Origin of the sequence: Pseudomonas salomonii (genome assembly GCF_900107155.1) — a bacterium.
Lineage (GTDB): Bacteria > Pseudomonadota > Gammaproteobacteria > Pseudomonadales > Pseudomonadaceae > Aquipseudomonas > Aquipseudomonas salomonii.
In genome coordinates this window covers 1-22,966 of the sequence record NZ_FNOX01000018.1, presented here as the reverse complement: position 1 = coordinate 22,966, position 22,966 = coordinate 1, and the positions used below count along the sequence as shown (strand labels likewise).

Here is a 22,966-nt window from a genome sequence, read left to right as displayed (position 1 = left end):
CAGATAAGGAACCCTGATCTAAGCTCACAGTCGCATACTCACTGTCACATCGCGTCACGCAAAAGGAGCCTGCATGGGCGGTCGTATTTACACCTGTATTTTCGGACTTGGCCTGCTGACGCTGCTGAGCGGCTGTGGCCAGGAAAAGGCCGAACCCAAGGAGCATTCGCGGGTGTTTGTGCAGACCGTGCAGCCCGCGGATTTTGCCGCCGCCGTGACCCTGACCGGCGATATCCAGGCTCGCGTGCAAACCGACTTGTCCTTTCGCGTGGGTGGCAAAATCATCCAGCGCATGGTCGACGTCGGCGACCGCGTAACCGCCAGGCAAGTGCTGGCCAAGCTCGACCCCAAGGATTTGCAGACCAACGTCGACTCCGCCCAGGCCCAGGTCGTGGCCGAACAGGCGCGGGTCAAGCAGACCGCTGCGGCCTTTGTGCGCCAGGAAAAGCTCTTGCCCAAGGGTTACACCAGTCGCAGCGAATACGATGCCGCTCAAGCCGCGCTACGTAGCAGCCAAAGTGCCTTGGCCGCTGCCCAGGCGCAGTTGGCCAATGCCCGCGAACAACTCGGCTACACCGCGCTGGTCGCTGATGCCCCGGGCGTGATCACGGCGCGCCAGGCTGAAGTCGGCCAGGTGGTGCAGGCCACCGTGCCGATTTTCAGCCTGGCCACCGATGGCGAGCGCGATGCCGTGTTCAACGTTTATGAATCCTTGCTGGTGGAGCCGCCGCCCGATGCGCCGATCACCGTGAGCCTGCTGGATAACCCGAGCATCAAGGCCGTGGGTAAAGTTCGCGAAGTCACGCCCGCCGTGGCGGCCAATACCGGCACCGTGCAAGTGAAAATTGCCTTGCAATCGCTGCCTAAAGGCATGCAGTTGGGCTCAGTGGTCAGCGCCACGGCCAATGGCCCGGCCAAGGCCAGTGTGGAACTGCCGTGGTCGGCGCTGACCAAAGACCTCAACGAACCCGCCGTGTGGCTGATTGACGGCGACGGCAAGGCGCAACTGCACAAAGTCACGGTAGCGCGCTACCTGACCGGCAAAGTGATTATTGGCGACGGCCTTAAAGGCGGCGAAAAAGTCGTGGTGGCCGGCGGGCAGTTGCTGCACCCCGGCATGTTGGTCGAGATCGCCCAGCAAGGAGTCCAGCCATGAAGCGCCTGACGGCATTGCTTGCCGCCAGCCTGTTGCTGGTCGCCTGCTCCAAAGAGGAAACGCCGCCCGAGCCTGTGCGGCCGGTGCTGTCGATGCAAGTGAGGTCCGAAGACCAGGAAACCCTTGGCCGTTTCGCCGGCACCATCCAGGCCCGCTACGAAAGCAACCTGGGTTTCCGCGTGCCCGGCCGTATCGCCCGCCGTGCCGTGGATGTCGGCGCCGAAGTGGAGAAGGGCGCCTTGCTCGCCGTGCTTGACCCCACCGACCAGCAGAACCAGTTGCGCGCCGCCCAAGGCGACCTGGCCCGCGTGCAGGCGCAGTTCATCAATGCCCAGGCCAACGCCCGGCGCCAGCAGGAACTGTTCAATCGCGGCGTCGGTGCCCAGGCCCAGCTGGATGTGGCCCAGACCGACCTGAAAACCACCCGGGCGACCCTTGACCAAGCCAAAGCCTCGGTCAACCAGGCCAAGGACCAACTCAACTACGCCGAACTGCGTACCGACCACGCCGGGATCGTCACCGCCTGGAATGCCGAGGCCGGCCAAGTGGTCAGCGCCGGCCAGCAAGTGGTCACGCTGGCGCGCCCGGACATCAAGGAAGCGGTGATCGACCTGCCCGCCGGGCTCGCCGAGCGCCTGCCGCCGGACGTGGTATTCCTGGTCGCCGGGCAGCTCGACCCGAGCGTCAACACCACCGCCATCGTGCGCGAGATCGAACCCCAGGCCCAAAGCGCCACACGCACCCGCCGCGCGCGCCTGACCCTGGCCGAAACGCCACCTGCGTTTCGTCTTGGCACGGCCATCAGCGTGACCTTGAGCAGCGCCATCGCACCGCGTATCGAAGTGCCGTTGACCGCCTTGCAGGAAGTCGACGGCAAGTCCCGCATCTGGCTACTCGACACTCAAAGCCAGACCGTGCAGCCACGTGACATCACGGTGATCAGCCGCGATGCCAACAGCGCCTTGCTCAACGGCGGCGTCAAACCCGGCGAACGCATCGTCACCGCTGGCGTGAACAGCCTGAAACCCGGGCAAAAAGTCAAAATCGACGAGGACAGCCCGCGATGAAAGGGAGCTTCAACTTATCCGACTGGGCCCTCAAGCATCAGTCCTTCGTCTGGTACCTGATGTTCGTCGCGCTGCTGATGGGCGTGTTCTCCTACATGAACCTGGGCCGCGAGGAAGACCCGTCGTTCACCATCAAGACCATGGTGATCCAGACCCGCTGGCCGGGCGCGACCCAGGAAGAAACCCTCAAGCAAGTCACTGACCGTATCGAGAAAAAACTCGAAGAACTCGACTCCCTCGACTACGTGAAAAGCTACACGCGGCCGGGTGAATCCACAGTATTCGTGTTCCTCAAGGACACCACCAGCGCCAAGGCTATCCCGGAGATCTGGTACCAGGTGCGCAAGAAGATCGACGATATTCGCGGCACCTTCCCCCAGGGTTTGCAGGGGCCGTCATTCAACGATGAGTTCGGTGACGTGTTCGGCTCGGTCTACGCCTTTACCGGCGACGGCCTGTCGATGCGCCAACTGCGCGATTATGTAGAACAGGTGCGCGCCGAGATCCGTTCGGTGCCGGGGCTGGGCAAGGTCGAGATGATCGGCCAGCAGGACGAAGTGATTTACCTGAACTTCTCCACGCGCAAACTCGCGGCGCTGGGCATTGATCAGCGCCAAGTGGTGCAAAGCCTGCAATCACAGAACGCCGTGACCCCTGCCGGGGTGATCGAGGCCGGGCCGGAGCGGATTTCCGTGCGTACGTCCGGGCAATTCGCTTCGGAAAAAGACCTGGCCAACGTCAACCTGCGGCTCAATGACCGCTTCTATCGGCTGGCGGACATTGCCGATATCAGCCGTGGCTACGTCGACCCGGCGCGGCCGATGTTCCGCTTCAATGGCAAGCCGGCGATCGGCTTGGCCATTGCCATGCAGAAGGGCGGCAATATCCAGTCGTTCGGCAAGGCGCTGCACACGCGCATGGACGAACTGACCGCCGACTTGCCGGTAGGCGTCGGCGTGCATAAGGTTTCCGACCAGGCCGAAGTGGTGGAAGAAGCCGTCGGCGGCTTTACCAGCGCTTTGTTTGAAGCGGTGATTATCGTGTTGGTGGTGAGCTTTATCAGCCTCGGCATGCGTGCTGGCCTGGTGGTGGCGTGCTCGATTCCACTGGTGCTGGCGCTGGTGTTCGTGTTCATGGAATACAGCGGCATCACCATGCAGCGGGTGTCATTGGGCGCCTTGATTATTGCCCTCGGCCTGTTGGTGGACGATGCGATGATCACCGTGGAGATGATGATCACGCGCCTGGAAAAAGGCGAAACCAAGGAGCAGGCGGCGACTTACGCCTACACCTCCACAGCCTTTCCGATGCTCACCGGTACGCTGGTGACCGTGGCCGGTTTTGTACCGATTGGCCTCAACGCCAGTTCGGCGGGTGAATACACCTTTACCCTGTTCGCAGTAATTGCCGTGGCGATGTTGGTGTCGTGGGTGGTGGCGGTGCTGTTTGCGCCGGTGATCGGCGTGCATATCCTCAGCGCCAACGTGAAACCGCATGATGCCGAACCTGGGCGCATCGGCCGCGCCTTCAATGGCGGCATGCTTTGGGCCATGCGCAACCGCTGGTGGGCCATCGGCATTACCGTGGGCCTGTTTGTGGCCTCGGTGTTCTCCATGCAGTTTGTGCAGAACCAGTTTTTCCCGTCCTCGGACCGTCCGGAAATCCTCGTCGACCTCAACCTGCCGCAAAACGCCTCGATCAACGAAACGCGCAAGGCCGTCGACCGCCTCGAAGCGATCATCAAGGACGACCCGGACATTGCGCGCTGGAGCACCTACATTGGCCAGGGCGCGATTCGTTTCTACCTGCCCCTCGACCAGCAACTGGAAAACCCCTACTACGCGCAGCTGGTCATCGTGAGCAAGGGCCTGGAAGAGCGCGGCGCCTTGATTGCGCGCCTGCAAAAGCGCCTGCGCGATGATTTTGTCGGCATCGGCAGTTATGTGCAGCCGCTGGAAATGGGCCCGCCGGTGGGGCGACCGATTCAATATCGTGTGTCGGGTAAAGACATCGACCAGGTGCGCAAACACGCTATCGAACTGGCAACGTTGCTGGATCAAAACACCCACCTGGGCGAGATCATCTACGACTGGAACGAACCGGGCAAAGTGCTGCGGGTGGACATTGCCCAGGACAAGGCGCGACAACTGGGGCTGTCGTCGGAAGACGTGGCGCAGTTGATGAACAGCGTGGTCAGCGGCGCCTCGGTGACCCAGGTACATGACGATATCTATCTGATCAATGTGGTCGGCCGCGCCGAGGATGCCGAGCGTGGCACCCCGGAAACCTTGCAGAACCTGCAGATCGTCACACCCAATGGCACCTCGATTCCGCTGCTGGCCTTCGCCACCGTGCGTTATGAGCTGGAGCAGCCGCTGGTGTGGCGTCGCGACCGCAAGCCGACGATCACCATCAAGGCCTCGGTGCGTGACGAGATGCAGCCCACGGACCTGGTGAAGCAGCTGGCGCCGACCATCGATAAATTCAGCGCCGGCTTGCCGGTGGGTTACAAGGTGGCCACCGGCGGCACCGTCGAAGAAAGCGGCAAGGCCCAGGGCCCGATCGCCAAGGTGGTGCCGCTGATGCTGTTCCTGATGGCGACCTTCCTGATGATCCAGCTGCACAGCGTGCAGAAGATGTTCCTGGTGGCCAGTGTCGCGCCGCTGGGCCTTATCGGCGTGGTGCTGGCGCTGATTCCCACCGGCACGCCCATGGGCTTTGTGGCGATCCTCGGGATTCTGGCGCTGATCGGCATCATCATCCGCAACTCGGTGATTCTGGTGACGCAGATCCACGAATATGAAGTGGCCGGTTACACACCGTGGGACGCGGTGGTGGAAGCCACCGAGCACCGGCGCCGACCGATCCTGCTCACTGCAGCGGCGGCCAGCCTGGGCATGATCCCGATTGCGCGTGAAGTGTTCTGGGGGCCGATGGCCTACGCGATGATTGGCGGGATCATCATTGCGACCTTGCTGACGCTGCTGTTTTTGCCGGCGCTGTACGTGGCTTGGTACAAGATTCGCGAGCCGAAAAAAGAACAAGCCTGACCATCGGAGCCTTCCTGCAAGGATGTGGGAAGGTTCTTTGAAACAGTTTTCGAACACTTTCTGAGGGTTATGTGCATTACCCTCCGGGCCTGATCTTGTCTGGAAGGCCCGTGCCATGCGTCATTTTTTGCTGGTTGTCAGCCTGTTGTTGTCGCCACTGGCATTCGCCGGCACCGTGTTGGAAAACGCCCTGTGGCGTGTCGAACTCGACCCCGCCACGCTCGCGCTGCGCGTTACGCCCGCAGGCGAGGCCCCGGTGCAGGCGTCCAGCGGTGTGGCTGCCCATGCTGTCAGTGGTATGCAAGCGGGTGCCGAGCAGGCTGCCTGGCAGTGGGACAACGGCGCGTATCGCCTGATGGCTCGCCTTGAGCAGCGCGACCTGTCCCTGACCCTCAGCGCCCGCGAGCCGGGTGAATTGCCGCTGCTGCGCCAACCCGCTGCGGCCATGGGCAAGGGGTTGATCTGGCCCTTGGCCGAAGGGCATTACATACCGGCCGGTAACGCCGTGTGGAAAGCGTTTTTGCTGGAGCAGGGCGAACTCAATACCACTCAGGACCTCAGCCTGCCGTTATGGGGCATGGATCACGGCCGCTTCACATTGAACTGGTTGCTGACCAACCCCTACAACAATCAGTTGAAATGGCAGGCCGACGCCAAGGGCCTGGCACTCTCGGTGGTTCACGAATTTACCCGTCTTGATCCTACGGCGCCGATGACCTTGCGCTTGCACCTGGGCGACGCCGACCCATTGGCCGGTGCCAAGCGCTATCGGCAATGGCTGGTAGAGCAGGGCCGCTACGAGCCGCTGGCGGGCAAGCTGCAACAAACCCCCGAAGCCAAAAAACTGCTGGGCGCCAGCCATGTCTACCTGTGGGGCAACAGCCTGCTGGCCCCCGCTGATGTGCGTGATTGGCCGCTGCTGGTCAAACGCTTGCGCGGTCATGCACTCAAGGGGTTGATGGACAAACAGACGACTCAGGTTCTGACGCGGGCCAAGGCTTTGAACCGTTATGAGCAAGGCGTTTTGCTGCGGGGCCTGAATGCGGCGATCAATCAGCAAGCCCGGCAGGCTTGGCAAGTCGAAGACCCGGACATGACCCGACTCGCCGCCCGCTATGGTGAGCTGCGCAGCGAGCTGGCCAAGGACTTTGCCGGGGCCTTGACCGATACCCCCGAGACCTGGGGCAACCAGACGATTCAATCCCTGCGCGACGCCGGGCTGCCGCGCCTGTTGCTGACCCTGGGCGAAGGCTGGGAAGGCGGCCTGTGGCATCCCGAAGCGATTCGCGCCGGTGTCGAAGCCGGTTACCTGATGGCGCCCTACGACTCCTATGAAACCGCCTTGTCCGCCAGTGAAAACCCGGACTGGACCACCGCGCACCTGGGCGCCAGGGCCTACCGCGACTGCGCAATTGTGCTCAAGGACGGCAAGCTGAAAACCGGCTTCCAGCAATCGGGCCACTACATCGACCCGCGCTGTATACGGCCTTTGCTGGAAGCACGGGTGAAGGCGGTGCAGGCCAGGGCCGGTTTTAACGCCTGGTTCCTGGATGCCTACGCCACCGGCATGGTGTTCGACAGCTACCGAGACAGTGCGCCGATGACTCAGGCGCAGAATGCCCAAGGCAATATCGACGCCTCCCGCTGGATCAACACGGTACTCAAGCTGCCGGCGGGCTCCGAAGACGGCAATGCCAGCACCGCCCAAGGCACTCTGTTCGCCCACGGCATGCAGACACCGGTGATCGGCTGGGGCGATCGACAGATGACCCAGGACAAGCAATCGCCCTATTACGTCGGCAATTGGTACCCGCCGGAGCAGCCGGCAGTGTTCTTCAAGCCTGTGCCGTTAAAAGAGCCGTTTCGCACACTGTACTTCGACCCGACCATGCGCCTGCCGCTGTACCAGGCGGTGTTCCACGGTTCGGTGATCACCACCCACCATTGGCTGTTCGACAACCTGAAGTTGAGCAATGTGCGGGCCGAGAACGAACTGACCCAGTTGCTCTACAACGTGCCGCCGCTGTATCACCTCACAGATGCGACGCTTAAGCAGCGGCTGCCAGTGATTCAGCGTCAGGACCGTTTTTTCAGGCCGTTGCATCAGCGTTTGGCGGCTCAGGCGTTGACCGATTTTCGTTGGCTGACGGCGGACAAACAGGTGCAGCAGACCACGTTTGCCGATGGCACGCGGTTGGTGGTGAATTTTTCTGCGCAGGAGCAAGCGGGGTATGTGGGGCGTAGCGTGACGGCGTTGGTGGTGGGTGAAAAACCGGTGGTGTATCAGGTGCAATGACCGCGCCGCAGAGACCTTCGCGAGCAAGCGTCTGACCAGGCAACCGAGTTCTAAAGCTTGCGCCACACACTCGCCAACCAAGGCTGCTGCTCGCGCGGCAACCCGGCCGGCCGGTAGTAATGCTCCAACTCCACAAACCCTGCCGCCGTCAGCAAACCTTGCCACGTCTCCAGGTCGTGGTAAGACCCGTACCGAGGCCCATTCCAGCCTTCCTGATTCTCACCCCGAGGGTTGGAACTGAACAACACACCACCCGGCTTCAGCGCCCCATGCAGCTGCTTGAGCACCCGTGGCAGTTCCTGTTTGGGAATATGAAACAGCACCGCATTGGCAAATACCCCATCAAAACGCGCGGCAGGTAAATCCAGCTTCAGGAAGTCCTGCTGCAACACCTCACAACCACTGTCTTCACGCGCCATCTGTGCAAAGCGCTCTGAGCCATCGAGCCCCACGGCAATATGGCCCATGCGCGTAAATGTGCGCAAATCCCGCCCTGGGCCGCAGCCGAAATCCAGCACGGTAAACGGCGCCGGGCCGTGGATATGCCGCAGCAAGGCGTCGATGTTCTGGCTCACGTCGTGGTCGCGGGTGCCTTCGCGGAAGTCTTCGGCGACTTTGTTGTAGTGGCCGAGGGTGGCGGTGGTGATCTGGTTGAGGTCGTCGGGGGCGAGTTTCATGGCGCAGGCTTCGAGCGGTTTGAAGAGAGGTGACTATACCCTATGAGTTGCCGCACCAGTGCGCGCAGAAATGACGGGGAATGCGGATGCGTATGCCGGCGGTTGACCAAGACGCAGAGTGAACGACGGATTTAATAGAGGTTAGAAAGTGACAGCCTACGGTTAAGTAGAGCTGCCCCTTTCTTAGGACTTACCGCGGTTAGTAAACTGGCTGCAAACACATTACAGGGTGCGTTTCAGTTAAATACCTGCAATAAATTCCGTTAGCATTATCGTAGTAAGTTACCCAGTAGGCCGGGCATCCCCCGCCCGAGTAAGCCCATCGCCCCACTAGAAAATTTGTTCCATTGATATAGTTGCGAGCGATATCATAAATGGCCGCGTCAAACATATACGCCCCCCCGACTGAGGCAGCCCAGGCCCACGCTTGTCCAAAGTTCAACGGAGTATTAGTGTACAGGAGGCGGTACACGTTACTTACATACACAGCGTAGGAGGTTTTTGTTCCGTTTCTGTCCAAGGCGGTTATCGTAGCAGAACCATTTGCATTTCCGGTCACCTTACCGCTCGCATCTACTGATGCGACTCTTGGGTTATTGGAGCTATAGGCATAGCCACCTGCCCCACCGGAGGCAACGCGGTACTGTACATTGCCAAAGGATTCGGCGGTCGTTCTGGCTGCCGGAAACTCTTTAATAGAGACCCCGTTCAAATACATCGCCTGTTGCGCAATTCTCAGTTGCCCCTTGACTGTATAGTCCGTAAGCCGAAACGCAACAGCATTTTCTATATTGGTGCTCTTGTCCAGCGTGACCAACACCTCTACTTTGAAGTTGTTGGTCAAGCCTTCAAGCCATGGCCTTGATACCGGAATATTTACCAGCCCCTTGGTTACATCGGCGGAGGTTACTTCATAGGCTGTCAGTACAGCAAGTTGTGCTGTCCCAACACTTCTGCACGTAATCCATACTTTTTGGCCTGCGAAGATCAAGAGCCATTTGGCCAGCGTCAACGTGGCATTGCCGGCAAACGTCGCAAGGTTCTGTTCGCCTTTGTCCGGAGCGACATTAATCAGTGCCATCGGAAAGTTTTCTGCGGGGATAGTGCCGACAGTCAGTATTTGCGGTTCTGACCAGACTTCCTTGGTGCCGGTTGTGACCTTGTATCGTAATGTGGCGGTTTTATTCACCAGCATGGCAATGACTTGCGCGCTGATCGTCACGTCGACTCGTCCGGCGGCTACCCCTTTCTGCGGAGCAATATCGGCGACAGTCCCGTCCGGATACAGCAACTCACAAGTGATAGTTTGCGCCGTGGTCATGCCGGAATATTTCACGCTTATGAAGGACCCTTGCAGGTAGTTCAACGGCGAAACAGAGAGTGTGGCCCCAGGTTTATTGTCGAAAGCCGGAGCAGGAAGGCTTGCCGGCACGGCCAGGACTCGGTACTCACGCTTGCCAAAGGGCACCGCGGTCTCCGGTTCGTCGCGTTGCGCATAACTTACGCCAAACATAACTCTCAGAACCGAGTCCTCCTTGAGTGCTCTCAGCGTATCTCCCGCCAGGGTGAACGCAACCCCGTTTGCTACTTCGTCGTCGGTGACGTTGTCGGCCAGATAGACGGTTTCCCGGAGTGCAGTGCCATCAGCGTTGGTACCCTCGATGGTCAAAAACTTGCGTTGGTTTCTCTGAATCAGGATCCACCGATCAACTTCGATCTTCACCTCGTTGCCCAATGCCAGCAAGGGGAAGAGTGCGTCCTTGATACCGTTTATCGTCGGTGCGGGCAGTGCCGTCACCAGCTTCAGTCGGATGGCTAGAGGTTTGGATGTATAAGTCCTGTTCCCCCGACTGAAACGATACTGCACGGTGATGTTGTTGCCGCCCTCCCGGATACCCAAGGCAATGATATGAGGCGGGATACGCACGTCAACGCTATTGGTCAGCGGGTTGCCCTTTGCGTGAACCTCAATGATGCTGATACCAAATTCACCTGCCCAACTGACAATAATGTCATCAGTCTTGCGCATGGAGGAGTAGTTAACTCGCACTGTGGCGCCGTTCAAGACGTCTTTGGGATGAACTTCATCCTGCAAGAGTTTATCGGCCTCCACGACGATGGGTGTGTCCATCACTACTTTGGGGCCAACGGTGAGGTTGAGTACTTCGGAGCGCGTATAGACTTTCGGCTTGTTGGCCGCGCCGGCCCGCTGCACGCTGTAGCTGAACGAGACTTCGCCATCGACATTCCCGAGTACTACTTCCTTTTTCAACTCAACCAAAAGCTCTGGTAAAAGGTGACCTTCGGTCGATGAGTCGATGAGAATACTGCCGCTGTCTGACCTATCGTAGTCGGCCCCGATGGCATTCCAAACCAGTGTGCAGCCAGGGGTCGCGCCAATGTAGGGAAACGACATCAGCAAAATGGAGCGTTTCACATTTTTAGGATCGATGTTGCCGTCTTCGGCATATGTAACGACCGGCGCAGGTATTTCGACTGCGCGAACCCCCAGTTCGGCCGAGCGCTTTTCTGAATGGCGGATGGAGGAGCGAAGATTCATCCCGTTGTTGACGATGTAATGTACTTGGAAAAGACCTTTGTCTTGAAATATCTTCAGGTTTTCCTTGAGCACGTCACGTACGCCGCCCTGCTCTCCCGCCAGACGGGTGTCAGTATAGAGCAAGCCACCTTCACCGGGCTCTCCCTGTGCGAACACCACCATTTCCCTTCCCGTTTTATAGAAGGGGAAATATTCAGGAATTTTGACGATAGCATCCTTGTCGAGGGGCATGAGCGTGCCTTCGATCGGACTGATGTCAGGCGCTGGCATGTGTGTTGCTGTGCCCAGAACCCTGACAAAGGTGCTCCCCGATGTCTTCGTCCCGGCGGCGTTGGAAACGGTATAGAACGCCGTAAACCGGCCCCCCGCTGCTTTCGCAACGTGCTCATAGGCAACATTGAACGTTTCAACCCCCCCGTTCGTATCAGGAATCTCTCCCAAATCAACGGACTCAATTAATACGTTGTCTTCGCTGAAGATTCTTAAGCTGGCCTTGACCTTGTTGAGTGGCACGGGTTTTTTGGCGGCCCGAGGTGGGAAGGTAGTCAGCTGAAACAGCGGCCTTTCCTGCTGATCAAGATCAGCTTCAAACTCATCCAGGCCGTTCACTTTAAAACTTGGAGCGGGGAGCAGTTTGGGGTCCAGATTCGAGAGTAATGGAAAGCCTTTGGAAAAATGGTACTTGCCCCCGGACGTGTTCCCCACTACATCCACGACCTTGAATCTGACTTCGAACGGCCCACGCTGCGGACCTTCGTTGAGTACGTTCTTAAGTGCGGGGTTGGCTGTGCCGTCTTCGTTTTTGCCATCTGGGACCCTGATTCTGAGCGCTTTAGTCCCGCTCGCTTCTAAGGGACTTACCGTATATTCGAAGGTTATGCCGCCCCAATCGATGGTGATGACATCGTTCCGGCTGCGGTTTTCATAATTTTCGATTAAGCAATATATACCGCCACTAAATGTATCGGCGTCAATGATCGAGCCCGGTTCCAGGCCTTCTACCGACAGCCTCAACTCGCTGTGCCACGGTTCCCATTCTTTTCGGTCTTCACCGCCCGGCCGTGTGGTCTTGATCAACACCCATTGTGTGGCAGAGCGACTCTCATTCCTGCTGCCCGCCCGCACGACCCGACAAAACATCGGAGAGATGCCCTCCGGCAGTTTCTTTCCGTCAATAAACAGGTGGTAGCGGGGTAGTAACTCTTTGACGAAGTCCGAGGCTATAGGATTGTTCAGATCACGCCAGCGACAGCCGTAATAGTCGCCGATATTTAGGTCATTCCAAGCCTCTATCGCTATGCCCACGGGGAATAATCTCTCGATACCCAGGCCCCACGTGGCACGAGGACTGTTGGGAGAGTTGTCGAGAGTTTCAGGGTACTTGACTTTAGTCAGGTCGACCGGGGGATAAGCCGAATAGGGGTCAGTCGGCAGATCATCATAGGGAACGGGCATAGTAGACATAGCCATCACCTTGCTGGATTAAGGGCGCGCTCAAATGGCGCTTTGGGGAAGGTAAATAAGGCACGTCGGGCAGCATTCGATTCTACTGTGAGAACTGACAGTCCCGATGAGCGGTACCCCCCCTCATCCATGCAGCTACGAAGGCGCCTCAGCGCTTGTTCAAACCCCGCGCCAACCGATCCCCACCCAACTGAATCACGGCCACCAACACCACCAGCAGCACAATCACGGTCAGCATGATCTGCGTATCAAACCGCTGGTAGCCATACCGATACGCAATGTCCCCCAAGCCTCCAGCCCCAATCGCCCCGGCCATGGCCGATGAATTGATCATGGTCACCAGGGTAATCGTAAAACCACCCACAATTCCCGGCAGCGCTTCGGGCAACAACACATGCCAGATAATGTGCCAGCGGCGGCAGCCCATGGCCTGTGCGGCCTCGATCAAACCGTGATCGACCTCACGCAAACTCACTTCGGCAATCCGCGCAAAGAACGGCGTGGCGGCGATGGTCAGCGGTACAACGGCGGCCCACACGCCATAGGTGGTGCCGACGATCAGCCGGGTGAACGGGATCAGCGCCACCATCAGAATCAAAAACGGAATGGAGCGGAACAAATTGACGAACGCCCCCAGCACGCGGTTCAGCGCCGGAGCCTGATAGATGCCGCCCTTGTCGCTGGTGACCAGAAACACCGCCAGCGGAATCCCCACCAGCAACGCGATCAGCGATGACACGCCGACCATCAACAAGGTGTCGATGGCGCCCTGTAATAAACGGTCAAACCACATAGCCCAGCACCTCCACCTGTTGTGCCCAGTGTCCGGCACGGTTGCGCAACGCTTCGGCGTTGTGGGGCGAGTCATTCACGGCCAGCAACAATTGCCCCAGGGCATGCCCCTGAATGCGTTCCACGCCGCCTTGCAGCAAGCGCACGCGCCCGCCGAGGGCGCTGAACAATGCGGCCAGGTCCGGTTCGTCTGCGGTGCTGCCGGTAAATTGCAACCGCAACACCACCGCCGCCGTCGACGAAGGTTCAGCCTGCAAGCGACTTTGCAGTTCGTCCGGCAGCCCGTGTTGCAACGGCGCCAGCAGGGTTTTGCTGACCTCGTGCTGCGGATTGCCGAACACCTGCCACACCGGGCCTTGCTCGACGATGCGCCCGTGTTCCAATACCACCACGCGGTCGCAGATGTCGCGAATCACCGCCATCTCGTGGGTGATCAACACGATGGTCAGGCCCAGGCGCTGGTTGATCTCGCGCAACAGGCCGAGGATCGACTGGGTGGTTTCCGGGTCGAGGGCCGAAGTGGCCTCGTCGCACAACAGAATCTGCGGGTCATGCACCAGCGAGCGGGCGATGCCCACGCGCTGCTTCTGCCCGCCGGAAAGTTGCGCCGGGTAGGCTGTGTGCTTGTCCTTGAGGCCGACCAGTTCCAACAGTTCCCGCACCTTTTGCTCACGCTGCGGCTTGGGCACACCGGCGACTTTCAGCGGCAGTTCGACGTTCTGCCACACGGTCTTGGCCGACATCAGGTTGAAGTGCTGGAAGATCATGCCGATGCGCCGCCGCAGCGCCACCAGGCGGTCTTCGTCGAACTCACCGATGTCCACCTGATCAATCAATACACGCCCGCTGCTCGGTTGCTCCAGGCGGTTGATGGTGCGGATCAGCGACGACTTGCCCGCGCCGCTGCGGCCGATAATGCCGAACACTTCACCGTGCTGGATCGCAAGATCAATGCCTTGCAGGGCATGCACGGCGCCGTCATAGGTTTTGCCCAGGTTGATAAAACGCACATGGGCGCGGTTCAGGTCCGGGTGCAGCTCTGTCTGCTCGGCGTCCCTGGGCGGTGTGCCCAGGTCGCGCAGTAGGGCGTTGGCGGCGGTCATTTTTTATCTTCCCAGCCGACCTGATAGAGCTTGCCGAGGGATTTATCCAGCGCCGCACGTACCACTGGCGAGTGCTGGTAAATGTCGACGAACTTGATCACGCGCGGGTCGGTTTTGCTCTTGGGCTGGATCACAAACTGAATCACGTATTCCGGGTGATCGAGGCCGTCGAACAGCAGCGCCGACTCGGCATCGAAGGTCTTGGACAGGCGGATATAGGCCGGGTAACCCTGCACCAGATCGGCGTCGTCATAGGCGCGCACCAGCTGCACGGCCTCGACTTGCAGGATCTTGAGCTTTTTCGGGTTGGCGATGATGTCTTCTTCGGTGGCCTTGTAGCCCACGCCCGGCTTGAGGGTGATCAGCCCGGCCTTGGCCAGTAGTTGCAGGCCGCGACCGCTGTTGATCGGGTCGTTGGCAATCGCCACGCTGGCGCCTTGGGGCAGGTCGTTGATGGTTTTGTACTTCTTGGAATACAGCCCGACGTTATTGATGATGCCCGGCGCGTATGGCACCAGGTCAAAACCGGCGGCGGCCTTGGCGTTTTCCAGGAACGGAATGTGCTGGAAGTAGTTCACGTCGATATCGCCGGCGGCCAGGCTGACATTGGGCGCGATCCAGTCGGTGAACTCCACCAGCTCGACTTTCAGGCCCTGCTTGCCGGCTTCAGCGACGGCGGCTTCAAGGGGAATCGCGAAGGCGGCGGTGGTGCCGATTTTCAGCGGTGCGTCGGCGGCAAATACGGCCGAGCTGAACAAGCCGAAGGCCAGGGCCAGTGCTTTGACTGGGTGGGAGAGCCGTGTTTTTTTCATAATCGATTTCCAGTCATAAGAGATTCGAGCAAACGATGAGGATCTAATGTGGGAGCGGGCTTGCTCGCGAATGCGGTGAATCAGTCACCAGATACATTTGCTGACACACCGCTTTCGCGAGCAAGCCCGCTCCCACAGTTTTGGTTCAGTGTCGGTAGGTTGATCCGGTGTGTTGTTCGGGCAGGCGAGCGCCGGCGTGGAAGACCTTTTCGCGCAGTGTTCCCTGCTCATAAGCCGTCTTGTACGACCCACGTTTCTGCAACTGCGGCACCACCAAATCGATAAAGTCGACATAGCTTTCCGGCGTCACAATCCGCGTCAAATTGAAGCCATCCAGGCCCGTCTCGCTGATCCAGGATTCCAGCTCATCAGCCACCTGCTCGGGCGAGCCGACCAAGGTGATATAGCGCCCACCCAAGGCGTGCTGTTCGAGCAATTTGCGCCGGGTCCAGTCGTTGTTCTGCAGGTTCTTGGTGGCCGACTGAATCGCGTTGCTTTTCACGTACTGGATCGGTTCGTCGATCCCGTATTGAGAAAAATCAATCGCCGTGGACGCCGAAAAATGCGCCACGCCGGCCTCCGGGCTGGCGTAGCTCAAGTACTCGGCGTGCTTGGCCCAGGCCAGCGCTTCAGTGGCGCCAACGATCACGTTAAGCCCCATGAATACCTTGATGTCCTCCGGGTTGCGCCCGGCCTCGACGGCACTGGCGCGCACCTTGTCCACCTGGGCTTTGGTCGCGGCCTTGTTCTGGCCGCTGATAAACACGCACTCGGCATGGCGCCCGGCAAACAGCAGGCCACGGTCCGAACTGCCGGCCTGGAACAATACTGGCGTGCGCTGTGGCGAGGGTTCGCACAGGTGATAACCCTCGACCTGATAGAACTCGCCGTGATGCTCGACCTTGTGCACCTTGCCCGGCTGCGCGTAGACCCGTTGCCTGGGGTCATTGAGCACCGCGTCGTCCTCCCAGCTGCCTTCCCAGAGTTTGTACAGCACCTGCAGGTACTCATCGGCCTGGTCATAGCGCCGGTCATGCTCGACCTGCTCGGTCAGGCCCATGGCCTTGGCCGCGCTGTCGAGGTAGCCGGTGACGATGTTCCAGCCGACCCGACCACGGCTCAGGTGATCGAGCGTGGACATGCGCCGGGCGAACAGGTACGGCGGCTCGTAGGTGAGGTTGGCGGTGAGGCCGAAACCGAGGTTTTTGGTCACGGCGGCCATGGCCGATACCAGCAGCAACGGGTCATTGACCGGCAGTTGGATCGACTCTTTGAGCGGCACGTCGATAGCGTTCTGGTACACGTCGTAGACGCCGACGATATCCGCGATGAACAAGCCGTCGAACAGCCCGCGCTCCAGGGTTTGCGCCAGATCGGTCCAGTATTCGACGGTTTTGTATTGCGTCGAGGTGTCCCGTGGGTGGGTCCACAGGCCGTGGTTGATATGCCCGATGCAGTTCATGTTGAAGGCATTGAGCAGGATTTTTTTCTTGGCCATTCAGAGGGTCCCCCGCAGTGGCGGGTTTTCATCATTGAGGTAGTAATTGCCCACCGCGTGGTACTTCCAGCGCACCGGGTCGTGCAGGGTGTGCACCCGGGCGTTGCGCCAGTGACGGTCGAGGCCATGCTCGGCCAGAGTGGCCTGGCTGCCGGCCAACTCGAACAAGGTGCTGCCGGCGGCCAGGGAGATTTCCGTGCTCAATGCGCGCACTTCAGCGACAGCAATGGAGGCTGCTGCGACGGTCTGGGCATTGCTGTCGGCCTGGGCGCGGTCGAGGTATTCACCTGCGCGCTCCAGCAAGGCTTCGGCGGCGTGCAGGCGGATGCTCAAGTGGCCGAAGCTCTTGAGCGTCAGTGGGTCTTCGCTGGCCTTGTCGTTGCCGGCGTCGATCCATGGGCGGGTCTTGGTGCGTACAAAGTGCAGCGCGTCTTCAAAGGCGGCGCGGGCGATGCCGGTGTCGATGGCGGCGTGAAGAATCTGCGCCAGCGGGCCGACGGTGGTCGGGCGCTCGAAGGCGCTCTGGAACGGGATCACGTCCTGGGCGGCCACCCACACGTTGTCGAACACCACCGAGCCGCTGCCAGTGGTGCGCTGGCCGAAACCACTCCAGTCGTCGATCACGCTCAAGCCCTCGCTGTCGCGGGGCACAAACGCCAGTTGCTGCACGCCGTGTTCATCCACCACCGAAGTAGGGATGCGCTGGGCGTAGATCGCGCCGGTGGAGTAGAACTTGCGGCCGCTGATGCGAAAACCATCGCCGTCGCGGCTGATGGAGGTGACGCGGTCGTGGGCGGTTTTGGTGCCCAGTTCCGCCAAGGCGTTGCCGAAACGTTGCCCGGCGAGTACTTCGGCGTACAGGCGTTTTTGCTGGGCCGGGCTGCCATTCACACGCAGCACTTCCAGCGCATAAAAATGGTTTTGCGGGATCTGGCCCAGTGAGGCGTCGGCCTGAGCGATCAGGGCGATGACCTTGGCCAGAGTGACGTTGGACACACCGGCGCCGCCATATTCCTTGGGTACGCTGATGCCCCACAGGCCGGAGCGCGAAAACACGTCCAGTTCGGGCAGCGGCAAACGGCGTTCGCGGTCACGCTGGGCGCTGTCACGGGCAAAGTCTTCGGCCAGGTCGCTGGCGACAACAAGGGCTTGTTCGTCGCTGGTGATAACCGCGACGTTAGGGGAAAAAGTCATGGGTTTCTCCAGATGTCTGGTCGGTCAGATCCAGGAATGTCGAGCAGGCAAAGTGCCGTTCAGTCGATACGCGCCGATGGCGTGATACTTCCAGCGCACCGGGTCGTGCAGGGTGTGCACGCGGGCGTTGCGCCAGTGGCGGTCGAGGTTGAATTCGGCGAGGGTGGCGCGGCTGCCGGCCAGTTCGAAGAGTTTTTCGCTGACCAGCAACGACACTTCGGTGGTCAGCACCTTGGCCTCGGCCACGGCGATCGAGGCGCGGGCGGCCGAGTGCGCGGTGATCGGTGCGGCGCTGACTTCGTCCAGCAGCTTGCCGGCCTTGCGCAGCAGGGCCTCGGCGGCGTGCAGTTCGATTTTCAGTTTGCCGATATCGGCGATCACGTACAGGTCATCGCTGGCGCGTTCGACCTTGGCGTCGATCCACGGGCGCGAACGTTCGCGCACGAAGGCGATGGTGTCATCCAGCGCCCCACGGGCGATGCCGGCATCGATGGCGGCCTGGATCAGTTGCGAGACGGCGCCCTGGATATTCGGGCGTTCGCCGAGGCGCCAGTTGTCGACGATCAACTCTGCGTCCACCGGCACCTGATCGAGCAATACCGTGCCGCTGGCGGTGGTGCGTTGGCCAAAGCCCGACCAATCGTCAACGATGCGCAGCCCTGGCGTGCCACGGCGCACAAATGCCATGACTTGCTTGCCGTCATCGTTCAGTGCTTTTACCGCGACCCAATGGGCGAACAAGGCGCCGGTGGAGTAGAACTTCTGGCCGCTGATCACATGGCCGTCACCCTTGGCAGTGAGGCGCGCCTTGAGTTCCAGGGTGTTTTTGGTGCCGCGTTCCGGGCCGCCATTGCCGATGCGCCAACCGTCGAGCACGCTCTGGAACAGCTGCTTTTTCTGGCGCTCGGTGGCGGTGCTTTGCAGCAAGTGCAGAATGCCGAAATGGTTCTGCGGGATTTGTCCGAGGGCCGGGTCTGCTGCGCTGATGATCGCGAACACTTCGGCCAGGGTCACGAATGACACCTGGGGGCCGCCGTATTCACGGGGAATGGAAATACTGCCCAGCCCGCTGCGGGTGAACTGTTCAAGCTGCGCCCAGGGCAGCTTGCGCTGCTGGTCGCGTTTGGCCGCTTGCAGGCGCGCGGCCTGAGCCAGCTCGTGGGCCGCGCTTAACGTTTGGGCGTCGTTGCGCAGCACCGTGGCCGGCAACAGCAGTGGGGCTACGTCCAGATCACTCTGGGGGGGTGTTAGAGCCAAGTTAGACATCAGCGCCGCTCCTTGGCTGCACGTAATGCCCTGGCGTTATGCACCGGGGTAATTCTGACCATACCGACCTCGCATTCAATGAAATAAAAACAGAAAAATCAGAGATGTCCGGTGGTCCGGTGCATATACCCTAAGCGTGTTAAATTTTTAAATAAACTAACTTATTGGAATATGCATAGAAGGGCTGTCACCCGGGCTCGCAGGGCGAGCCGGGCTGGCGCGGTTGATAGGTCGTCGCGGCCCTGACGGGGCGGGCTGGCGGCTGTGGCGCGCAAGTAGCGATGTTCAAGGTGCGTACCGGTGCCCAGCGCGAATTATTGCCGACCCGATCGAGAATGCAGTAGGTCACGTCCAGCCGGCTGTCGTCGCCCGCTTCGATAATCACTGTGGAAGGCACCCACACCTGCACCGGCAGGCCGACGCCTTTGGCCTGGATTCTCGGCAGGTCCAGGCGCACATCGCCCCAGCGCAGGGTGATGGCGTCGCCCGTGGCCATGTTCAGGTAGGGCTGGATGGTCAGCGGGATGCCGCGCCGCACCTGGCTGCCGTTGACACCGTAGCGGCGGATGGTCTCGGGCAGGCCCACGGGGGCGAGGTTCTGGTTTTCATCGTCCAGCAGTGCGCAGGGGTGGCCACCCGGATAGCAGGTCTTCACGGGCACCTGAGTGAGGTCTGAACGTGCCGGGCCGTGGCCGACTTGCATGACCTGGTAGTGAACCCGTGCGGTGCCATCCTGAATAAAACTTTCGGGTACACGCAGGCGGGTCAGCGTGCCGACCTTGCACGCGGTAATCCGACGCGAGTCGGCAAAGCAGTTGTTCCAGAACAGTTCGATCAGGTCGCCCTCGTCCATGCCAGGGTAAGGCGCGATATCCACCTGCAATTGGGTCGCGGCGAGGGCATTGATGCCGTGTCGGTTTGCCTGGGGCAGGGTTGGGGCGGTGAACGTGGCCTGAGGTGCGGTGCGCGTCATAAGTAATCTCCTTGATGCAGCCAGCAGCAATCGTTCCGGCGCCCGTGGCGCGTTTGCGCGTAAGGTGCCGAAAGGAACGATTCAGTGAGTAGCCGGGATAGGATCCAATCCTCTGTGCGCTAGATAAGAGGGTTGGCCAGCGGGCGTCAATGGCGGCAAAAGGCTAAACGGCGAGTTGGAGCAGATTCAGAAAAGGCTGACGCGGCGGGGGATTTTAAGGCGGGTTTGGCGGGGTGTTTTACTGATGGGAACGAGGATTTTGTGTAGGAACGCTGTTAGGTGGGAGCTGGCAAGCCAGCTCCCACAAAAACTGTCAGTGGGCTAGAAACTTGCTCAAAAACTGCTTGGTCCGCTCTTCCTTGGGGTTGGCAAACAGCGCCTTGGCTTCGCCTTGCTCGACGATCACGCCTTTGTCGAAGAAGATCACCCGGTTGGCCACATCGCGGGCAAAGCTCATTTCGTGGGTGACGATAACCATGGTGCGGTTTTCTTCGGCCAGGCTGCGGATGGTCGCCAGCACTTCGCCGACCAGCTCCGGGTCGAGCGCCGAGGTGGGTTCGTCAAACAGAATCACCTCCGGCTCCATGGCCAAGGCACGCGCAATCGCCACGCGCTGTTGCTGGCCGCCGGACAGCCGCCGTGGGTACGCGTCTTCCTTGCCTGCCAGGCCGACCCTGGCCAAGAGCTTGCGACCGAGTGCGGTCGCCGCCTCGCGCGGCATCTTCTTGACCACGATCGGGCCTTCGATGACGTTTTCAAGCGCGGTGCGGTGCGGGAACAGGTTGAAGTTCTGGAACACAAAACCCACATGCTGGCGCAAGCGCCGCACCAGGCCTTGTTGCTGGTTGAGCGGTTTGCTGCTGTCGATCTCGATATCACCAACCTTGATACGGCCGCTGGTGGGTTCTTCGAGGAGGTTCAGGCAGCGCAGGAAGGTGGTCTTGCCGGAGCCGCTGGGGCCAATGATGGCGACCACTTCGCCTTCCTTGACCTCCAGGTCGATGCCGTTGAGTACCACCTGAGCGTTGAATTGTTTGGTCAGTTTTTCAACCACGATCATGCTCAGGACTCCAGGTCATGCCGGTTGACCCGGTCTTCCAGGCGATTTTGAAAGTGCGCCAGGATGCTTGCCAGGATCCAGTAGATCAGGGCGGCGGACAGGTACATGGTGAAGATTTCGAAGGTGCGCGCCGACACCAGCTGTGCCTGACGGAACAACTCCGGCACCTGAATGGTGGCGGCCAGCGCCGTGTCCTTGACCAGCGAAATAAAGCTGTTGCCCAGCGGCGGCAGGGCCGTGCGCATGGCCTGCGGCAGGATGGCCCGGCGCAGGGTCTGCGCGCGTGTCATGCCGATGCTGGCGGCAGCTTCCCATTGGCCGCGCTCGATGGAGCTGATCGCGGCGCGCAGGATTTCACAGGCGTAAGCGGCCATGTTCAGCGAAAAGCCGATCATGGCCGCCGGAATCGGATCCAGCTCGATGCCCACTTGCGGCAAGCCGTAGTAGATCAAAAACAGCTGTACCAGCAAGGGCGTGCCGCGAAAGAACGACACGTAGACTCGGGCGGTCCAGCTGAGAAGCTTGAAGCGCGACAAACGCATCAAGGCCAGGCCGAAGCCCAGCAGCAAGCCGAAAAACATCCCGCCGAGGCTAAGAATCACCGTGTAGTACGCGCCCTTGAGCAGAAAGGGCACGGAGTCCAGCGCGAGTTGGAAACCTGCTTCCATTATTCAGTGACGTCAGCGTTGAAGTACTTCTCGGACAGCTTTTTCAAGGTGCCATCGGCGCGCAGCTTGTCGAGGGCCTTGTTCACCGCGTCGAGCAGTTCCGGCTCGCCTTTGCGCAGGGCAATACCGGCTTCCTGACGAGAGAAGGCATCACCGGCCGCAGCAGTGTCCGGCGCCTTCTTGGCGTACTCCAGCGCGGCCAGGCGGTCGATCAGGATGGCGTCGATACGGCCGATGCGCAGGTCCTGGAACTTGGTCGGGTCATCGTTATAGGTCTTGATGATGGCTTTGGGTTGGTTGTCCTTGAGCCATTGTTCGTAGTTGGTGCCCAGGCCCACACCAACTTTCTTGCCGGCCAGGTCGTCGGCGGTCTTGATGCTGTCGACGTTTTTCTTCAGCACCAGCGCCTGGATACCAGACACGGTGTAAGGCTTGGAGAAGTCATACTTCTTCTTGCGCTCCTCGGAGATGGTCACCTGGTTGACCACCGCGTCCAGGCGCTTGGATTCCAGGGCGGCGAGGATGCCGTCCCACGGCGTGGCCTGCAGCTTGACCTTGACGCCCAGCTCTTTGGCCAGCGCTTCGGACAGCTCGACTTCAAAGCCGCTGAGCTTGCCGCTTTCATCGACAAAGCTGAACGGCGGGTAGGTGCCTTCCAGGCCGATCTTGATTTCGCCGGCTTTCTTGATGTTGTCCAGCTGCTCGCCCGCGATGGCTTGGCCCATCAGACCAGCCCCGAGTGCCAAGCCCAAAGTGCCAACCAGCAACGTGCGACGCAATACAGAAATAGTCATGAACAGCCCCTGTGTTTTTATGTTGAGCGAAGCAGGTGACGCAGTAGTCGTATCCTGCCTTAAAGCGCGGTGCGCGTCTTCGCCTGCGGCGCGACTATAAAGCCAGTTTTTAAGACTTGAAAATAATATAAAATTAATTTGATATTTCTTTATGGAATATTAAGTTGATCCAATGTGGGAGGACCCGCCACCTCTTCGATGTAGCGCTGTCGCGCATCAAACTGGTTCATCGTAAGGTTGAAGAACGCGGGCGGGGCAAAGGCCGTAACCAGCACTGGTGTGTCAGCACCCGAGTGGGAGAGTGGCCTGCACGGTATCGGCGTGGAGTCATTGTCGGCACAGCAAGCTGTGACCACGTATAAGAGAGTGAATCCGCTCGCCACCGTGTACCCCGCCCGCGTCATTCAATCCTGCGAGGAATTGTCATGACGCGCAAGAACCAAAAACGTTTTGAGGTCATCCACCCTGACTGCGCTGCCGTTGATGTTGGAGGCGGTGAACATTTGGCCGCCGTTGATCCGACCAAATGCGCTGAC

At 60.0% G+C, this 22,966-nt stretch carries 16 protein-coding genes; 4 read left to right on the top strand and 12 right to left on the bottom strand.

Features of this window, described 5'->3' with window-relative positions:
- Positions 1-73: 73 nt before the first annotated feature.
- The 4 genes from BLV67_RS29760 to BLV67_RS29745 all read left to right on the top strand — a co-directional run bounded on the left by BLV67_RS29760 (position 74) and on the right by BLV67_RS29745 (position 7,569).
- Positions 74-1,156: an efflux RND transporter periplasmic adaptor subunit gene (locus tag BLV67_RS29760; RefSeq protein ID WP_056858164.1), complete on the top strand. Its 1,083-nt coding sequence runs from the start codon at positions 74-76 to the stop codon at positions 1,154-1,156.
- Positions 1,153-2,223, top strand: a complete 1,071-nt coding sequence (locus BLV67_RS29755) for an efflux RND transporter periplasmic adaptor subunit (RefSeq protein ID WP_069786393.1) — start codon at positions 1,153-1,155, stop codon at positions 2,221-2,223. The genes BLV67_RS29760 and BLV67_RS29755 overlap by 4 nt, the downstream gene beginning before the upstream one ends.
- Positions 2,220-5,273: an efflux RND transporter permease subunit gene (locus tag BLV67_RS29750; protein ID WP_065930866.1), complete on the top strand. Its 3,054-nt coding sequence runs from the start codon at positions 2,220-2,222 to the stop codon at positions 5,271-5,273. Before BLV67_RS29755 ends, BLV67_RS29750 begins: the two co-directional genes overlap by 4 nt.
- 115 nt (positions 5,274-5,388) lie before the next feature.
- Positions 5,389-7,569, top strand: coding sequence for a glycoside hydrolase (locus tag BLV67_RS29745; protein WP_069786392.1), 2,181 nt, complete (start codon positions 5,389-5,391; stop codon positions 7,567-7,569).
- A 50-nt stretch (positions 7,570-7,619) separates the two neighbouring features.
- Here the strand turns inward: BLV67_RS29745 and BLV67_RS29740 are convergent, their stop codons facing one another.
- From BLV67_RS29740 to tcyJ, 12 genes are all read right to left on the bottom strand, one after another.
- Complete coding sequence (locus tag BLV67_RS29740) at positions 7,620-8,246, bottom strand: class I SAM-dependent methyltransferase (protein ID WP_065930864.1); 627 nt, start codon at positions 8,244-8,246, stop codon at positions 7,620-7,622.
- A 199-nt stretch (positions 8,247-8,445) separates the two neighbouring features.
- The gene (locus tag BLV67_RS29735; RefSeq protein ID WP_069786391.1) at positions 8,446-12,270 is read right to left on the bottom strand and encodes an Ig-like domain-containing protein; all 3,825 of its coding nucleotides are present in this window, start codon (positions 12,268-12,270) and stop codon (positions 8,446-8,448) included.
- A 148-nt stretch (positions 12,271-12,418) separates the two neighbouring features.
- Entirely contained in the window at positions 12,419-13,063 is a 645-nt protein-coding gene (locus tag BLV67_RS29730; RefSeq protein ID WP_065930862.1) for a methionine ABC transporter permease, read from the bottom strand.
- Positions 13,053-14,165, bottom strand: a complete 1,113-nt coding sequence (locus BLV67_RS29725) for a methionine ABC transporter ATP-binding protein (protein WP_069786390.1) — start codon at positions 14,163-14,165, stop codon at positions 13,053-13,055. The genes BLV67_RS29730 and BLV67_RS29725 overlap by 11 nt, the downstream gene beginning before the upstream one ends.
- Complete coding sequence (locus BLV67_RS29720) at positions 14,162-14,977, bottom strand: MetQ/NlpA family ABC transporter substrate-binding protein (RefSeq protein ID WP_069786389.1); 816 nt, start codon at positions 14,975-14,977, stop codon at positions 14,162-14,164. The genes BLV67_RS29725 and BLV67_RS29720 overlap by 4 nt, the downstream gene beginning before the upstream one ends.
- A gap of 145 nt (positions 14,978-15,122) precedes the next feature.
- On the bottom strand, positions 15,123-16,475 hold the full coding sequence (locus BLV67_RS29715) for an LLM class flavin-dependent oxidoreductase (RefSeq protein ID WP_069786388.1): 1,353 nt from the start codon (positions 16,473-16,475) through the stop codon (positions 15,123-15,125).
- On the bottom strand, positions 16,476-17,669 hold the full coding sequence (locus tag BLV67_RS29710; protein ID WP_069786387.1) for an SfnB family sulfur acquisition oxidoreductase: 1,194 nt from the start codon (positions 17,667-17,669) through the stop codon (positions 16,476-16,478). It abuts the gene before it with no gap.
- Between the two features lie 24 nt (positions 17,670-17,693).
- Positions 17,694-18,935: an SfnB family sulfur acquisition oxidoreductase gene (locus BLV67_RS29705; RefSeq protein WP_069786386.1), complete on the bottom strand. Its 1,242-nt coding sequence runs from the start codon at positions 18,933-18,935 to the stop codon at positions 17,694-17,696.
- Positions 18,936-19,122: 187 nt separating this feature from the next.
- Positions 19,123-19,908, bottom strand: coding sequence for a hypothetical protein (locus BLV67_RS29700; protein WP_065930856.1), 786 nt, complete (start codon positions 19,906-19,908; stop codon positions 19,123-19,125).
- 313 nt (positions 19,909-20,221) lie between these two features.
- Positions 20,222-20,968 (bottom strand): L-cystine ABC transporter ATP-binding protein TcyN, encoded by a 747-nt coding sequence (tcyN, locus tag BLV67_RS29695; protein WP_069786385.1) that lies wholly within the window; start codon positions 20,966-20,968, stop codon positions 20,222-20,224.
- 2 nt (positions 20,969-20,970) lie between these two features.
- Complete coding sequence (gene tcyL, locus BLV67_RS29690; protein ID WP_069786384.1) at positions 20,971-21,636, bottom strand: cystine ABC transporter permease; 666 nt, start codon at positions 21,634-21,636, stop codon at positions 20,971-20,973.
- A complete protein-coding gene (gene tcyJ / locus BLV67_RS29685; RefSeq protein ID WP_065930854.1) occupies positions 21,636-22,430 on the bottom strand; it encodes a cystine ABC transporter substrate-binding protein in 795 nt (264 codons plus the stop codon). Before tcyJ ends, tcyL begins: the two co-directional genes overlap by 1 nt.
- Positions 22,431-22,966 lie beyond the last annotated feature (536 nt).

Excerpts from the sequence above, each read along its gene's own strand:
- tcyN (WP_069786385.1), bottom strand. The coding sequence starts at position 20,968 with ATGATCGTGGTTGAAAAACTGACCAAACAATTCAACGCTCAGGTGGTA.
- BLV67_RS29745 (WP_069786392.1), top strand. The coding sequence starts at position 5,389 with ATGCGTCATTTTTTGCTGGTTGTCAGCCTGTTGTTGTCGCCACTGGCA.
- BLV67_RS29730 (WP_065930862.1), bottom strand. The coding sequence starts at position 13,063 with ATGTGGTTTGACCGTTTATTACAGGGCGCCATCGACACCTTGTTGATG.
- BLV67_RS29705 (WP_069786386.1), bottom strand. The coding sequence starts at position 18,935 with ATGTCTAACTTGGCTCTAACACCCCCCCAGAGTGATCTGGACGTAGCC.
- BLV67_RS29715 (WP_069786388.1), bottom strand. The coding sequence starts at position 16,475 with ATGGCCAAGAAAAAAATCCTGCTCAATGCCTTCAACATGAACTGCATC.
- BLV67_RS29760 (WP_056858164.1), top strand. The coding sequence starts at position 74 with ATGGGCGGTCGTATTTACACCTGTATTTTCGGACTTGGCCTGCTGACG.
- BLV67_RS29735 (WP_069786391.1), bottom strand. The coding sequence starts at position 12,270 with ATGTCTACTATGCCCGTTCCCTATGATGATCTGCCGACTGACCCCTAT.
- BLV67_RS29750 (WP_065930866.1), top strand. The coding sequence starts at position 2,220 with ATGAAAGGGAGCTTCAACTTATCCGACTGGGCCCTCAAGCATCAGTCC.
- BLV67_RS29700 (WP_065930856.1), bottom strand. The coding sequence starts at position 19,908 with ATGACGCGCACCGCACCTCAGGCCACGTTCACCGCCCCAACCCTGCCC.
- tcyJ (WP_065930854.1), bottom strand. The coding sequence starts at position 22,430 with ATGACTATTTCTGTATTGCGTCGCACGTTGCTGGTTGGCACTTTGGGC.
- BLV67_RS29725 (WP_069786390.1), bottom strand. The coding sequence starts at position 14,165 with ATGACCGCCGCCAACGCCCTACTGCGCGACCTGGGCACACCGCCCAGG.
- tcyL (WP_069786384.1), bottom strand. The coding sequence starts at position 21,636 with ATGGAAGCAGGTTTCCAACTCGCGCTGGACTCCGTGCCCTTTCTGCTC.
- BLV67_RS29720 (WP_069786389.1), bottom strand. The coding sequence starts at position 14,977 with ATGAAAAAAACACGGCTCTCCCACCCAGTCAAAGCACTGGCCCTGGCC.
- BLV67_RS29755 (WP_069786393.1), top strand. The coding sequence starts at position 1,153 with ATGAAGCGCCTGACGGCATTGCTTGCCGCCAGCCTGTTGCTGGTCGCC.
- BLV67_RS29740 (WP_065930864.1), bottom strand. The coding sequence starts at position 8,246 with ATGAAACTCGCCCCCGACGACCTCAACCAGATCACCACCGCCACCCTC.
- BLV67_RS29710 (WP_069786387.1), bottom strand. The coding sequence starts at position 17,669 with ATGACTTTTTCCCCTAACGTCGCGGTTATCACCAGCGACGAACAAGCC.